General features: G+C 44.9%; 17 protein-coding genes. 7 read left to right on the forward strand and 10 right to left on the reverse strand.

Going from position 1 to position 14836, the window contains the following annotated elements; all coding sequences use genetic code 11:
• Positions 1-65 precede the first annotated feature (65 nt).
• The 6 genes from QUB51_RS22480 to ndhC form a co-directional block, all read right to left on the reverse strand.
• Positions 66-239 carry a Uma2 family endonuclease gene (locus QUB51_RS22480; RefSeq protein WP_333263399.1) on the reverse strand — a complete coding sequence of 58 codons (174 nt, stop codon included), beginning with the start codon at positions 237-239 and terminating at the stop codon, positions 66-68.
• 50 nt (positions 240-289) lie between these two features.
• Positions 290-1753, reverse strand: coding sequence for a class I SAM-dependent methyltransferase (locus QUB51_RS22485; protein ID WP_333207764.1), 1464 nt, complete (start codon positions 1751-1753; stop codon positions 290-292).
• A gap of 23 nt (positions 1754-1776) precedes the next feature.
• Positions 1777-3213, reverse strand: coding sequence for a hypothetical protein (locus QUB51_RS22490; protein WP_333207765.1), 1437 nt, complete (start codon positions 3211-3213; stop codon positions 1777-1779).
• 152 nt (positions 3214-3365) lie between these two features.
• On the reverse strand, positions 3366-3869 hold the full coding sequence (locus QUB51_RS22495; RefSeq protein WP_333052109.1) for an NAD(P)H-quinone oxidoreductase subunit J: 504 nt from the start codon (positions 3867-3869) through the stop codon (positions 3366-3368).
• Positions 3862-4587 carry a photosynthetic/respiratory NAD(P)H-quinone oxidoreductase subunit K gene (gene ndhK / locus QUB51_RS22500; RefSeq protein ID WP_333207767.1) on the reverse strand — a complete coding sequence of 242 codons (726 nt, stop codon included), beginning with the start codon at positions 4585-4587 and terminating at the stop codon, positions 3862-3864. Before ndhK ends, QUB51_RS22495 begins: the two co-directional genes overlap by 8 nt.
• On the reverse strand, positions 4578-4940 hold the full coding sequence (ndhC, locus tag QUB51_RS22505) for a photosynthetic/respiratory NAD(P)H-quinone oxidoreductase subunit C (RefSeq protein WP_006635500.1): 363 nt from the start codon (positions 4938-4940) through the stop codon (positions 4578-4580). Before ndhC ends, ndhK begins: the two co-directional genes overlap by 10 nt.
• Before the next feature lie 366 nt (positions 4941-5306).
• On the opposite strand from ndhC, the gene QUB51_RS22510 reads away from it, so the two are divergent.
• The 7 genes from QUB51_RS22510 (at position 5307) to QUB51_RS22540 (ending at position 10177) form a co-directional block, all read left to right on the forward strand.
• Positions 5307-5642 carry a rubredoxin gene (locus QUB51_RS22510; RefSeq protein ID WP_333052113.1) on the forward strand — a complete coding sequence of 112 codons (336 nt, stop codon included), beginning with the start codon at positions 5307-5309 and terminating at the stop codon, positions 5640-5642.
• Positions 5629-6642 (forward strand): photosynthesis system II assembly factor Ycf48, encoded by a 1014-nt coding sequence (locus tag QUB51_RS22515; RefSeq protein WP_333052116.1) that lies wholly within the window; start codon positions 5629-5631, stop codon positions 6640-6642. The genes QUB51_RS22510 and QUB51_RS22515 overlap by 14 nt, the downstream gene beginning before the upstream one ends.
• A 56-nt stretch (positions 6643-6698) precedes the next feature.
• A complete protein-coding gene (gene psbE / locus QUB51_RS22520) occupies positions 6699-6947 on the forward strand; it encodes a cytochrome b559 subunit alpha (RefSeq protein WP_006635503.1) in 249 nt (82 codons plus the stop codon).
• Positions 6948-6967: 20 nt separating this feature from the next.
• The gene (gene psbF / locus QUB51_RS22525) at positions 6968-7105 is read left to right on the forward strand and encodes a cytochrome b559 subunit beta (RefSeq protein ID WP_006635504.1); all 138 of its coding nucleotides are present in this window, start codon (positions 6968-6970) and stop codon (positions 7103-7105) included.
• A gap of 9 nt (positions 7106-7114) precedes the next feature.
• Positions 7115-7237, forward strand: a complete 123-nt coding sequence (locus tag QUB51_RS22530; RefSeq protein WP_015176850.1) for a photosystem II reaction center protein L — start codon at positions 7115-7117, stop codon at positions 7235-7237.
• 69 nt (positions 7238-7306) lie between these two features.
• Positions 7307-7429, forward strand: a complete 123-nt coding sequence (locus QUB51_RS22535; RefSeq protein ID WP_006635506.1) for a photosystem II reaction center protein J — start codon at positions 7307-7309, stop codon at positions 7427-7429.
• Positions 7430-7924: 495 nt separating this feature from the next.
• Positions 7925-10177, forward strand: a complete 2253-nt coding sequence (locus tag QUB51_RS22540; RefSeq protein WP_333263403.1) for a transglycosylase domain-containing protein — start codon at positions 7925-7927, stop codon at positions 10175-10177.
• A 283-nt stretch (positions 10178-10460) separates the two neighbouring features.
• On the opposite strand, the gene cobA is transcribed toward QUB51_RS22540, so the two are convergent.
• The 4 genes from cobA to QUB51_RS22560 all read right to left on the reverse strand — a co-directional run bounded on the left by cobA (position 10461) and on the right by QUB51_RS22560 (position 14712).
• Positions 10461-11270, reverse strand: a complete 810-nt coding sequence (gene cobA, locus QUB51_RS22545) for a uroporphyrinogen-III C-methyltransferase (protein WP_333207769.1) — start codon at positions 11268-11270, stop codon at positions 10461-10463.
• Positions 11267-12001: a sirohydrochlorin chelatase gene (locus QUB51_RS22550; protein ID WP_333207770.1), complete on the reverse strand. Its 735-nt coding sequence runs from the start codon at positions 11999-12001 to the stop codon at positions 11267-11269. The genes cobA and QUB51_RS22550 overlap by 4 nt, the downstream gene beginning before the upstream one ends.
• A 304-nt stretch (positions 12002-12305) precedes the next feature.
• Entirely contained in the window at positions 12306-12989 is a 684-nt protein-coding gene (locus QUB51_RS22555) for a manganese catalase family protein (RefSeq protein ID WP_333052129.1), read from the reverse strand.
• 196 nt (positions 12990-13185) lie between these two features.
• Entirely contained in the window at positions 13186-14712 is a 1527-nt protein-coding gene (locus QUB51_RS22560; RefSeq protein WP_333207772.1) for a serine/threonine-protein kinase, read from the reverse strand.
• Between the last annotated feature and the right edge of the window lie 124 nt (positions 14713-14836).

Raw genomic sequence — 14836 nt, forward strand, 5'->3', positions numbered from 1 at the left:
AAAAAAACCTCAAATGATTGCATAGCAATCATTTGAGGTTTTGGCAATTATGAATTCCTTTGAAATTAAATCTGCTTAAATATCTGCGGAATGTGGGCTTTAACTTCCTCATGTTCGCCTACTGGTTGTGCCATCTCAACAATATCTCCATTATGCAGTTCGTAGCGTACCGCCGAGTTTTCAGGCAGCCACTCCACAAATTCCTCGAAGTTTACGAGTTTGGGTAAAGCTTGAGTCATAGGTTTTCAGAATTACCGATAATAGAAATTATATCTCTATCCATCTGCGTTTATCTGCGTGCATCAGCGGTTACAAATTCCAACTCTGCCAGCCTTGCTAGATTCAGACAATTTAAAATGCTGGATTTAATCGGGCGCTTTTCATCCCAAAATACGAGTGCTGAATAAAAGTTAATTGCCGTCGGTGAATTCAAAAGCTCAAAAGTTTGACGTGCAACTCTCTCGCTGTCAAAGCTGAGAAAGTAAACAGTATCATCGAAAATTGCAGGTTTATTAGCTATTTCACCGATTAACCTAAAATCCAATTTTTTATAAAGCCCGCAAATCGCAATTTTCCAAGGTTGGAAGCTATAATCGCCTACTCCAAAAATCGAAAAGCGAGGGTTATTTTGGTAAATTTTGCTTTTGCGATTATCTAGATATTGCCCGCACTTCTCTAGATAACGTCCGGTTTTAGGGGCTATAGTTTTGATATTTTCGGTTGATTCACCGATAAATTTTTGAGTAACTAAGATATATCGATCTGTAGCATTAATGCGATTTTGAGCAACATCCGATCCTTTAAGTAGCGGAAATAGATAAGTTTCCTCAAGCTCGACAGATTCCCCAAATCCATTGACAAACAAATTATCAATTTTCCGAAACTCCATCACATTCGAGCAGTCATGCTTGACGCCCGATCGCCATTTCGTTCCTGAATTTACAGCATATAAATTAATCAATTTATTGAAAGAGTCTATATCCTTAACCAGGAGAGTGTTGTGATATCCAATGCGGTGACAGCCTGAACTTTCTAAACTGCTAAATACATCGCAGAAGTAGTTTTGCGAATGAGCGTCAAACTTGCAGTATAACAAACAGGCATCCACATTTGCACCAAAATACTTTTTAGCATCTATTTTGTAAGTTGCACAGCTAGCGAGATTAAGTTTTTTTGAATGAATGTAACTCAATAACTTTCTCGCCACGGAAGTCTTGCAAAGCATTGCCAGAGTGGCATCACGATTTTGCAACCATTGTATCGCATGGATCAGCATCCATTCTGAGATATCAAAGTTACTTTTACCTGTTAGTGCATCTAAGCCAGTGTGCTTTTGAAAATTACTTTTTTTGGGCAAGTTTTCACTAGCAATAGTTCCTTGTTGTGAGTTTGTTACCCAAGGAAAGTTGCCAAGTACCAGCACCCTATGGTTAAATTGGCTGATTAATGATGTCCAGTCAAACTCAAAAAAATCTCCGTGATTAACCTCACATCTTTCATCCTGTAATAATTCATGCTTAGCTTTTAATTCTATTAAATAACTTTGATTGATTTCAACCCCGATAATCTTGCTGGCGGATGGAAACGAATTTGCAGCAGCTTTAATGAAATTACCTATGCCGCAAGTTGGCTCAATGATGACTTTGGGGTTAACATCAAGTTCTATCAATTTCCGACACACCATCTCGGCTAATTCCAGCGGTGTCTGAAAATCCCCATATTCTAGTTTTGTTTGGCGATCGTTGGAACTCATCGGTTAGATTTATAAACTCTTAATTACAACTTACTATTGAAGAAATAACTTAGTTCCGACCACATTTCGCCATTACTCCAAAACAAAAATTTACCGGGATAGCTAAACCTATCAGCTAAAGCCACAGCAATATATTCCTTATAAACGGGATGTAATTTATATTCCAAGGATCGAATTTTAGTTACGAGTATCGTATCGATAAAACAAAGTCTACTGATAAGTTCTATGTAAAACTCTTCCGTTTTTTCCCAATCATTTAATTTCTCTATTCCTGAAGCTCCTAAAGATGTTTGAACGAAATAAACTAAATTATTATAATATTTTAATAAATTTATTTCATCATGATGACCCTCTCGTAGTCTTTTTATTATCTCCTTTAGTTGATCTATTTTTGCAAGCAGCAGATTAATTTCCTCATCCCGATTTTCAATTTGCAAACTATTAATTTTTTCCTCAAGAAGTGCAACTTTGTTTCTCTCGTTCTTAAGCTGTAGCTCTAAACTTATTTTGGCTTTTTCTAGCTCTATGGCATTACCTTCTAGTTGCTTAACTTTTGTTTCTAATTGAGGTGAATTGGAGTTTAATGAATTTAACTCATAAACCTTTCTTTCTAGCTGTAGCTCTAAACTTATTTTGGCTTTTTCTAGCTCTATGGCATTCTCTTCTAGTTGCTTAACTTTTGTTTCTAATTGACGTGAATTGGAGTTTAATGAATTTAACTCATAAAGCTTTCTTTCTAATTGGGTTTTTTCTTGCTCTAGCTGGTTATTATCTATCTCTAAAGGTTGAACTCGGTCTAATTCTCGTCTTATTTCTGACTCTAAAGAGTTTTGGCTAGCTCGGAGTTGTAGATTATCTTGTGTCAATCTAGTATTATTATCTTTAACTTGATTTAACTCTCTTCTCAGAACGTCTATTTCTTGCTGTAAATCCGTATTTGTTTTAATGAGGGATTGATTTAGGGCTATGACTTCATTAAGCTGTCTAGTAACCTCTTTAACTTTCTCGATTAAAAATTCCCAGGTTATAAACTCTATATCTTGACTGCTGAGAGAACCACCCAATTCTTGAATAAGAACTTTTTTATGAGCTTCTAGTTCTTCAATTTTTTGTTCAAAGTAAATATTTTCAATACGAAGATTTGTTGAAATTTTCCTTACTTCATCTCTTTCGATCTCAACGCTTGCTAACTGTTGTTGTAGCTTTTGAACCGTCTGCTTCAAAGAATTGTTCTCAGTAGTAGCTGCCTTGAGTTCTGCCTCTGTTTGCTTAAATCTTGCAAGGATTTGAACTATAAAGGCGGTAAATAGGTTATTTGCTTGTTGTAACTGCATTTGCCTCAGCTCAACTTTCTGCACTTCGAGCTGGTTATCATTCGGTTTGTTCTTACCCCTGCGAAGTTGCAGGTAAATTATTACGATACTTAGTAAAGCTATTAAACCAGCAGTTTCGTAAACCATACTAATACTTTTTTGAAAATAGCGTTTTTGGACATCGGTTACCAGGCAGAGCCTAGGAAGCAGTTAATCAAAAAAATAGAGGGCGAGTTTCGCATAAAACTCAACTTTAAAAGCCCAATTTTATGCTCTAAACCCGCCCTCGCAAAACTCTATTAATAAGCGTCTTGCAATTCGTAGAAATCAGGGGAAATGTAATCTTTCCGCAGCGGCCAGCCTACCCAATCTTCGTTCATCAAAATCCGTTTCAGATTCGGATGTCCTTCATAGACAATGCCGTACATATCGTAGGATTCCCGCTCTTGAAAGTCCGCTGCTTTCCAAATCCAGTAGACTGATGGCACTCTGGGATCTTCGCGGGGAATGAATACTTTGACGCGGACTTCTTCGGGATGGGAAGCATTATCTGTCAGCTTAGCCAAGTGGTAGACGCTGACTAAATCTTCTCCCGGCCCTTGGTCGTAGGCGCACTGGCACTGCATATAATTAAACCCGTAGGCATACAGTGCTGTTGACATCGGAATTAAGAAGTCTCGATCGACCTTTAATATCTCCACGCCCAAATTATCGGCCGCTAAAGCTTCGTGTTCAAAGCCATTCTGAGTCAACCACTGGGAAATTTTACCTGCTTCAACAATTGCAGATTCTTGCTCAGCCACGGTTGACCTCCTGTTTTTGTCCTGCAAGCAGGGCCGGTGGTACTGGCATTCCCATTGCTTCGGTCAATTCTTTCGGTGGCGCCATCCGGCCTGGAACTGACAAATATTTGCCATCTAAAATGTCGGCTACTACTTTCATCTTGTGGGGTCTGGTGTAGTAGCGGTGGGTTGGTAGCAAATTGGCCCGTTCTTGCATGGAATCGTTGGCGATTTTTTTCCGCAGTTTGATAATTGCGTCAATAATCGCTTCTGGGCGGGGGGGACAGCCGGGGATGTACACGTCTACAGGAATCAGTTTGTCAACGCCTCTGACTGCTGTGGTGGAGTCTACGCTGAACATTCCGCCGGTGATGGTGCAAGCGCCCATCGCGATGACGTATTTGGGTTCGGGCATTTGTTCGTACAGCCGCACCAAGATGGGGGCGTACTTCATGGTAATTGTGCCGGCGGTGATGATCAAGTCGGCTTGTCGGGGACTCGATCGCGGTACTAAGCCGAATCTGTCGAAGTCGAAGCGCGATCCGATCAAAGCTGCAAATTCGATGAAGCAGCAAGCGGTACCGTAAAGCAGTGGCCACAGGCTCGAAAGTCTCGCCCAATTGTAGAGGTCATCAACCGTAGTTAGGATGACGTTCTCTGATAATTCGGATGTGACTTCAGGGCGAATAGCGGGGTTGACAATTAGAGGTTTTTGTGATTTGTCAGAACTTAAGACCATTCCAAGGCTCCTTTGCGCCATGCATAGACAAGAGCAATAACGAGGATCGTGATAAAAAACAAGGCTTCGATGAAAGCCAACAGTCCTAGCTGGTTGAAAGCAACCGCCCAAGGATAGAGGAAGACCGTCTCTACGTCGAAGATGACGAAGACCAGGGCGAACATATAATATCGGATGTTGAACTGAATCCAGGCTCCGCCGATCGGCTCGACGCCGGATTCGTAGGTAGTGCGTCGGTCGTAGGGACGACTTTTGGGCCGCAGTACCTTAGACGCCGTGAGGGCGAGGATAGGGACTAGGCTGGAAATTAACAGGAAGCCTAAGAAATACTCGTAGCCGCTGAGTGCAAACACGATGAATAATTACTGCCTAGGTGAAAGGGTTCTGTAACTTGTCTGTTACATTATATAGATTTTGGGTAGCTAAAATTACGAGTTAGTTGAGATTAATCCTCCATCTTCTGCAATAATTTTTAATGTATATTTTAATATTGTAACTGCCTGTGGAAGACGGGCGGCTGCCTGTGGACGCTAAGTAAGACCATCCTCGACTTAAGTGTCGAACACCCAAGTGGTGTCCCTAACGTGGCATCGGCGGTTGAGACGGGAAACCTCGAAGACGAATAAGACCGTCCTCATATGAGTTTTAGTTGGAAGCCCCAACTCGAACGAAGTTTAGTTGAGGTACTTCACGATTAGCTGACCCATAATTTTGGATTTATGAGCGATCGAGCCACGGAGACTAATACCCTCGATCGGCACGAGTGCCGAGCCTGCGGCTACGTCTACAATCCTAAAAAAGGCGATCCTAAAAATGCAATTGCCCCTGGCACTGCTTTTACAGATGTCACCCCGACTTGGGTGTGTCCCGTTTGCGGGGCGCGCAAATCGATGTTTCAAAATCTCGGTCAGATGGAAGGGGTATCGGGATTTAAGGCAAATCAGCGCTACGGTGTCGGTGTCAACGGCATGACCGAAGGTCAGAAAAGTTTGCTGATTTTTGGCGGCTTGGTCGTTGGTTTCTTGTTGTTACTTAGTATGTATGGTTTGCAGTAAAACGATTGTGAGATTTTGGCAACGAATTGTAATGTTATTGGCCGCTGCGCTCATCTGTACGAGTTGCAGCACCATCGGTTCTGTGAGTTACAACCCCTGGCAAGTGATTTCCTTGCCGACGTCCGCTAATTTGCAGGATATTGCCTTTACGGGCAATCCTCAGCACGGCTGGGTTGTGGGTTCTGAGGCGACTCTGCTCGAAACGCTGGACGGCGGTACTAGCTGGAAGTCTATAGCACTGGATATCGACGATCCGAGGTCGCGTTTTGCGTCGGTGAGTTTTTCCGGTTCCGAAGGCTGGATTGTCGGCCAGCCTTCAGTTTTGCTCCACACGAACGATGAGGGCAAGTCTTGGACGCGGATTGCTTTGAGCTCTCAGTTGCCCGGTTCTCCGAGTACGATCGCAGCTTTGGGCCCGAATTCCGCCGAGATGACGACCGATGTCGGGGCGATTTACCGGACTTCCGACGGCGGCAAAAATTGGAAAGCTGTTGTGCAGGATTCTTTTGGGGTAGTTCGCAATATCAACCGTTCTGAAGACGGGCAGTATGTTGCAGTTTCCTCGAAGGGCAATTTCTACTCGGTGTGGAAACCCGGACAAGAAGCTTGGGAACCTCACAACCGCAATAGTTCTCGCCGCCTGCAAAATATGGGCTTTACCAAGGACGGGCGTTTGTGGATGCTTGCCCGCGGCGGTCAGATTCAGTTTAGCGACCCGTCCAATCCTGAAGGTTGGGGAAAACCGTTTTTTCCCGATCGCAAGGCGAGTTGGGGTTTGCTGGACATGGCTTACCGGACTGATAATGAAGTTTGGGTAGCCGGCGGCGGAGGCAATTTGCTGTGCAGTTTGGACGGCGGGAAAACTTGGCTAAAAGACCGCGAAGTTGAAGATGTTCCGGCTAATTTTTACAGGATTGTCTTTATGGGCCCCGATCGCGGATTTGTGATCGGCGCGAGCGGTACTCTACTTAAATATCAAGGTTCAGCGCAAGCTGCTTGATAGTAGAATAGTAAGAGAGATTGTCTGTCAATTTGTTGTTGAAAGGAGGATTCTAAATGGCTGGTACAACTGGAGAACGTCCGTTTGGGGACATTATTACAAGTATCCGTTATTGGGTAATTCACAGCATCACCATTCCGGCTTTGTTTATTGCTGGATGGCTGTTTGTGCAAACGGGTTTGGCTTACGATGCTTTCGGAACTCCTCGCCCTAACCAGTATTTCACACCGCAGCGCGAAGAAGTGCCGATTATCTCGGATCGCTTTGAAGCTAAGAAACAAGTAGATCAGTTCATTGCCAAGTAATTTAACAAGGATTTGGAAAAATGACGAGTAGAACCCCCAATAATGAGCCAATTTCGTATCCGATTTTTACGGTGCGCTGGTTGGCAGTTCATACTTTAGGTGTCCCAACAATTTTCTTTTTGGGCGCGATCGCAGCAATGCAATTTATTCAACGATAGGAGTTTACAATGCCTGAGCGCGTTCCTAATCCCAACGAGCAGCCTGTTGAGTTAAACCGGACTTCTTTGTATTTGGGTTTGTTGCTGATTTTTGTTTTGGGTATTTTGTTCTCCAGTTATTTCTTTAATTAACTGGTGTCTGAGTTGGCTTTCGATAGTTCCATCGAATTTGTTGAGCTGTAAATTAGTGAGGTGATGGCTATGTTTAGTGAAAGTGGCAGAATTCCTTTGTGGCTGGTAGCTACTGTTGCAGGCCTCGGTGTTCTCAGCATTGTGAGTCTTTTCTTCTACGGTGCTTATGCCGGTTTGGGTTCTTCGATGTAAGTAGAATCAAGCTGATTTTCGGCTGTTAACCCCCCTTGAAAAAGGGGGGTTTTAATTATGCGAATTGTGTTGGTAAATCTGGTATAGCCTTTCTCAGGAATGAAAATTAAATAACTTCCACAATAACAATTAAAATTGTAAGTTATTTAATTCGCGATCCTCAGTAACATGAGGTGCTCTCGCGGGCCTAGGGCATAGGGCATAGGACTCACCCCATACCTCACCACGCTTGAGAACCGCTATAAATGTTATCGAAAGTATTAATTTTGGGGCAAGTTTATGATAATTTAATTTCCTGGTGAGATCGGGATTTGTTGTGGCTGGGTGGAGATTTGCTCAAGGAAATGCTCGCCTTGCGGGTTCACCAATCACCCCAAAATCGATCGCCATTAGCCGACGATCGCTAAGAGAGTGTGAGCCGATCGTGAAATTAGCCAAAAGTTGCGAGTAGAATGGTGCAAGAGCCGATCGCTCGATCGTAGTCTACAGCGAAATATGACCCCACCGCAGCCGCCCCGCAAACCTCAAACCGTCTTGGGTGCTATTACCCAAGCAGTCCAGACTATTGCCAAGGTTAATTTTAACCAGCTAGCGCTGAAACCGAACGCCAAAGTACCCGAACTGTGGGTGCAGGATGCAGGTGCAGCTAAAGCAGAGGTTTATCCGCTGTTGGGCGATCGATATCTGTTAGGTCGATCGTCCAAATCTTCAGATATAGTAGTTCGCAATCCCGTTGTCAGTCACGTGCACTTATCCCTGTCGCGCGATACTCGGCGACGGACTCCTTTTGTCATCAAAGATGAAGACTCCACAAACGGCATTTACAATGGCAAAAGGCGAGTTAAAAGTATGTCCCTGCGTCACGGAGACGTGTTCACTTTAGGGCCGCCGGAACTAGCCGCCGCTGTCAGAATTCAATTCGTATATCCGCCGCCTTGGTATGTGCAACTTGTGCGTTACAGCTTTTATGGCGTCAGCGGAATCACCGCTTTGATTGCCGTGTTGGTAGGCATGGAATCGACAAAGTTTCAAGTGCGGCCTCTGCCAAGAAGTATCAATGGCCCCGTGATTGTTTACGCCCGCGATGGGCAAACTCCGCTGCGTCCTCCTCAGAATAACGCTCACTTAGAATTAAAGCAATTGCAGGATTTTTCGCCTTATTTATCCAAGGCGGTACTTGCTTCGGAAGACAGTCGCTACAATTGGCATTTGGGAGTAGATCCGATCGGAGTTTTGCGCGCGCTTTTGACTAATGTTCGCGGGGGAGGAATTCGCGAAGGCGGCAGCACTGTGACGCAGCAGTTAGCGAGGAGCTTGTTTCGAGATTATGTGGGCACTCAAGATTCGGCGGGACGCAAGTTACGGGAAGCTGTAGTGGCGTTGAAACTGGAGAATTATTACAGCAAAGATGAGCTGTTGCTGACTTATTTAAATCGGGTGTTTTTGGGGATCGATCTTTACGGTTTTGAGGATGCGGCTCGGTTTTATTTTGGGAAGTCTGCCAGGGATTTAACTTTGTCAGAGGCGGCGACTTTGGCAGGGATTTTGCCTGCTCCCAACAGTTTTAATCCGATTCAAAATTATCAGTTGGCGGTGCAGTACCGCGATCGAGTGATCGAACGGATGCGCGCACTGGGGACGATTTCTCAGGAAGAAGCCGATCGCGCGAGGCGATCGCGAATTGAGATCAATCCTAAAGCCCGCCAATATCTGCAAAGTACGATCGCTCCTTATTTCTACAGTTATGTATTTGACGAATTGGAGTTTTTGCTGGGGGAGCAGTTAGCCAGAGAAGGCAATTTTATTGTAGAAACAGGTTTGAATCCCGGCCTGCAAAAGTTGGCGGAAACTTCCCTCAGAAATGCTGTTGAAAATGCGGGAGCCAGTGCAGGTTTTTCTCAAGGAGCCGTGGTAACTCTCAATAGTACAACCGGGGAAGTCTTAGCTTTAGTTGGGGGCGTAGATTACTTAAAAAGTCAGTTTAATCGGGCTACCCAAGCTTTGAGACAGCCCGGTTCTACATTTAAGATTTTCAGCTATGCAGCCGCCCTGGAACAGGGAATCTCACCCGATAAAACTTATTCTTGCGCTCCCCTTTCTTGGGGCGGACAAAGTTACAGCGGCTGCGAAAGAACCAGCGGTAATGCTGATATGTATCGGGGTTTAGCACAGTCGGAAAATGCAGTTGCTTTGAGAATTGCACAAGATGTCGGTTTAGACAATGTAGTGGGAATGGCCAGACGTTTGGGAATTACTTCGGAACTGCGTTCTAACCCTGGTTTAGTATTAGGTGAAAGTGAAGTTAATGTGTTGCAATTAACGGGTGCATTCGGGGTTTTGGCAAATCGGGGCTTGGGAAATCGTCCCCACGTAATCAAGCGAATTATTGACAGCAGCGATTGCAAAGATCGAAATGATTTTAACAGTTGCCGGGTGATTTATGAGTATCAAAAAGATGGCATTGCCAATCGGCAGTTAGTTTCGGAGGCCGTAGCGGATACGATGACTGATATGCTGCAAGGTGTGGTGCGGGGAGGTACGGGTAGCAGTGCTGCTTTGGGGTTGGGAGAAGCTGGAAAAACAGGCACGACTAATGATAATAGAGATTTGTGGTTTGTCGGTTATATTCCGAGTCAGCAACTGGTGACTGGAGTTTGGTTGGGAAATGATGATAATTCTCCGACTGGGGGAGGTAGTTCAAATGCCGCTCAGTTGTGGGGGGAATATATGCGGCAGGTGGCGCGTTGAGTCATTAGTCATTAGTCATTAGTCATTAGTCATTAGTCATTAGTTAGTGGTTGGTTGTTAGGAATGAGAATTAAATAACTTCCACTCTTGAAAGTTGGATGGGCGTCCCGCCCGTCCTTTTTGGACGGGCGAGACGCCCATCCCACAATAACAATTAAAATTGTAAGTTATTTAATTCGCGATCCTTAGTTGTTGGCGAGCATAACTAATCGCCAAAAATAGATTTAGCAGTAAGGTGCGCGGCCCGGCGCACCCTACGAGGATTTAGGGGCAATTTCCCCGCTTATTCTACAGTCTGAGAAACAGGCCGACAGCCCGACAATATCGAGTGCAAATTGACGACGTTTCCGATGACCGCGATCGCAGGTGCTGCAAATCCGATCGCCTCAACTTGCTCTACAATTGTACCCAAAGTCCCGATCAATTCTTCTTGTTCCGGCCGCGTTCCCCAGCGCACTAACGCTATGGGCGTTTCTGCACTCAATCCTGCATCTGTTAACTGGCCGATAATGTAAGGCAAATTGTGGATTCCCATGTATACTACAATGGTTTCGGAGCCACGGGCGATCGCCTGCCAATTTACCTCCGGTCGATATTTTCCCGCTGATTCGTGACCGGTGACAAAGGTGACAGAGGAACTGTACGATCGATGTGTTAAAGGAATTCCCGCATAAGCAGGGGCCGCAATCCCAGAAGTTACGCCGGGGACGACTTCTACTGACACTCCAGCTTTTACCAACTCTTCCATTTCTTCGCCGCCCCGACCGAAGATAAACGGATCGCCGCCTTTGAGACGAACTACGATCGCATTATCTCCAGCTTTTTCTATCATTAACTGAGTGGTTTCGTCCTGCATTAACGAGTGACGCCCTTTGCGTTTTCCGGCATCAATTCGTTCTGCTTGGGGGTTGATTGCTGCCAAAATTTGAGGGCTGACTAAAGCGTCATAAATCACCACATCCGCACACTCTAACAAAGCTTTTCCCTTCAAGGTCATCAAACCCGGATCTCCGGGCCCCGCACCTACTAAATACACTTTTCCTAAAGACATCTTTCTTGCTTCCTTTACCTCTTCTGTGCCTCTGGGGTTCATTTTTGAATTAAATTCCCAATTAAGTCTGCTAATTGTACACTTGCGCCTAGAGGATTCGCGAGATGAAGTTCCGCCGCAGGAAATTGCTGCTTTAGCTGTGCGACATTTTTGGCGATCGCATCTGTAATTCCTCCATTAAATAAGAAGTATGGCACAATCCCTATTTGCTGCTGTCCACCACGAACCAAACTCTCAATTTGCTCTGACAAACTCGGCTTTACCGACCAATAAGCTGTCAGCGCACCGAGTTGGCTGGCGATTTCCTCAACAATCGAGTTACCTCCGGGGCGACGGCTGCCGTGAGATAATAAAATCCATTTTGGCAATAGCAGATTGGGGAGAAAAGTCACCTCTTCCATCTGACTTTTTACCAATTTTGTTAAGCCTGCTTCCTGGGAACCTAAATGCGGGCGCAATTCAATTTTTAGCTTGTCACCAAAAGTTTGTTGGGCAATTTCGACCTCTGCCGGTATGTCTTCGGCGACGTGAACACCAGGCAATAAAAATACAGGCAGGATTTGCAATTCTGTCAGTCCCAGGGACAGGGTACGTTCGCCAAAACTGCAAATTTGTTCGTGCAGCGGTGCGGGGCCGAGTTCTAAGGTGGCGGTTGCTACTGCTGGGAACGAGTCAGCCAAATTTTGAGACAGCAGTTGACCTAGGTTTTCCAAAGCTAGTTGGGGTCTGGGGTCACGGCTGCCGTGAGAAACTAATAAATAGGTCGATCGCAATTTCAATATAGATTTGATGTTAATGTTCGAGCCGAATTTCAAATAATTATAACACCGTTGGGCGCGTGACTTGAAAAATACTCAACGCAAAAGTTCGATATCCTACGGTGCGTGGCTTAAAAATCAATAAGGTTCAGTTAAGGAAAATTGTAGAGAAAATGTTGGGTTTCGTTCCTCAACCCAACCTACGCACTGGGCTTAAATCTTCTAAGCCGCCCACCTTACAAAAGAAGGTGCGCGGCTTAAAAATTAGTTAATACAGGGCTTAAATCTTCTAAGCCCCACACGCTAAACAAATCTCAAATTAAGCTTTGGGAGCGGGATCTGCAATGTATTTGAAAGTAGGTTCCGAGTTCCAAGGGCCGCGTTCATCCTTGCCATTTGTGGATAAGTTAAAGTAGAGATCCACAGTGGAATCTGGTGGAATATTGCCGAACATCGGATCGGTGAGTTTACCCAGCGATTCCAGCGCTTTCATGAACATTTGAGTGTGAGAAATTTCGCGAGTCAACAGAAACTGCAACGTCTTTTTCGTTCCCATATCCGGCGCTAGTTTAATCAACTCTTCGTAGGTTTGGCGAGCTCCTGCTTCCGCACCGATATTAGCGCGCAAATCGCGCACTACCTCCCCGCCTTCGTTGACATAAGCTGCCGTCCAAGCTTGACCTTGGCTGTCCAACAAGTGCGGGCCTACACCGCGCACCGCAAATAAAGTGCTTTTGTAAGCTTCTGTTTGGTCAACGTTTTTGGTGTGCATTTCGATAAGTTGGCCCACCATTTCTAAGTGGCTGAATTCTTCTATTGCAATATCTTGGAGCATATCCTTAATCCCTGCATCTTCACAGTGAAAGGACTGCACCCAGTATTGCAAAGCTGCTGTCAGTTCTCCGGTTGCTCCGCCAAACTGTTCTAGCAGCAATTGGGCAAAACGGGGGTTGGCTTCGTCTACAGTCACCGCAGCCATTAGTTGTTTTTTGTGAAAAAACATGGATAGATACCTCTCTTTAATTCTGTTGCTACAGTCTCAGGATCGCAGACTTGTAGCTGTGTTCACCTTCTGAATCCATTGTGCGACAATCGATCGCACCGAGCCTCGGTCGATGGATACATCTAGCTCAACAAATTTCTCTGCTTTCCGGTAGAGTTTAAATATGAAATTATACTTAGTGAGTCGGTAGACCGAATTACAATTTAGGAGCAGGATTATTGTCGCACTCGGTTAATTTTGCTGATAGGGCATCGAGGTGTCGCAGCCACTGAATGCCGCCAACCCAACTGCGAGAGGGGAGGTGTCCGATTGGTGCTTGCTGACTAAATTTAATCGGCCCTAAAGTAGTAGCAGAATTGTAGGTTTGCCAGTTGACCCGATCGCAAAATCTGATATAGTCTCCCTTAACGCTTTCATAAATCTCCTTTTGGACGCTGAAGCCAAACCGACCTTGACTGTAGTGCAACCAAAGGCGATCGACTGTTTGCAAATCTTCGCAGGGTAGCTGGTAAATTTGGCTAATTTCTAGCTGAGTTCCCGGTGGCTGAGAAAGAGACTGACACATCAAGCCCCAAGTTTCGCGATCGGCTTCTTTCCATTTTTTGTTTGACAAAAAATCACGCAGTTTGGTATAATCAACTCCCCGTGCCGAAATCATGGTCGGATCGAGATTTGAAGTAACAGATAAGGAAAAAGTTTCTGCGGAATTGGCGACGGCATTTGTGGGTAAAATCCGAGAATCAGAAGTTGGTAGCGCGTTGATATCGGCAGAGTTGTCGCTATTATTAAGAGCAGGAGCGATCGGCTTTTGGGGCGAAAGCAAATTTTGATGGCGAATATCTAAAGCTGCTTTGATATCGTCCAAAACTTCCGTAGCAAAACTGTACCGCTGAGTGAGACGAGTTTGCAGCAATTTATCTAAAATTTCACCTAACTCGTCGCTAATACTTGTGGCTTTGGGAAGAAACTCGCGCCACCACCAGCGCTCGTGGTTGCAGTCGTACATATCCAAGGGAGGAACTTGCGTCATGAGGCGAATGCAAGTAACCCCTAAACTGTAAAGGTCGCTAGCAGGAAATACTTTGCCGCGCATTTGTTCGGGGGCTACATAATCTTGACTGCCGATGAGCGTTGCTGAACGGAGTATGGCTGAATCAGTCAGCAGTTTGGCTATGCCGAAATCGATCAATACGAGTTTGTTGTCCGACTGGCGGCGGATAATATTTTCGGGTTTGATGTCGCGGTGAATGACGCGCTTGTCGTGGATAAATTGCAGCACGGGCAATAAGTCTTGCAGCAGTTGCCAAATTTGATTTTCATCGTAGACACTATTGTCTAATTCTTGTTTAAGAGTCGGCCCGTCTATAAACTCTTGAACTAAATAAATATGACCTTCTTGTTCAAATCCCGCTAATAATGTGGGGATTTGCGGGTGTTTTCCGAGTTCGTCTAAACGGACTGCTTCTTGGCGAAATAATTCAACGGCTTTGTTGAAAATTTCGGGGTCGCGGTCGTAAAAATAAAATTGCTTGACTGCACAGCGGGGATGAGATGGGATGTCTTCATCAATTGCTAGGAAAGTTTTACCAAATCCGCCTCTACCTAAAAGTTCAATCGGGCGATATCGCTGTCTCAGCAACAGGTTAAAGCCGCAGTTTAAGCAAAATTTGGCGGTGTGGGAGTTTTGAGGATTTTGACATTCTGGTTTGATACAGTAGCTCATATCGATTTTAGATTTTAGATTTTAGATTTTAGATTGCACAGAAGACTTTTTTTTAAACGAACCGCGAAGACGCGAAGCGGCGCGAAGGAATAGGGAAGAGAGAAGAGACAGAAGAGAGAGGGTT

Origin of the sequence: Microcoleus sp. AT8-A3, from assembly GCF_036705675.1 — a bacterium.
GTDB lineage: Bacteria > Cyanobacteriota > Cyanobacteriia > Cyanobacteriales > Microcoleaceae > Microcoleus.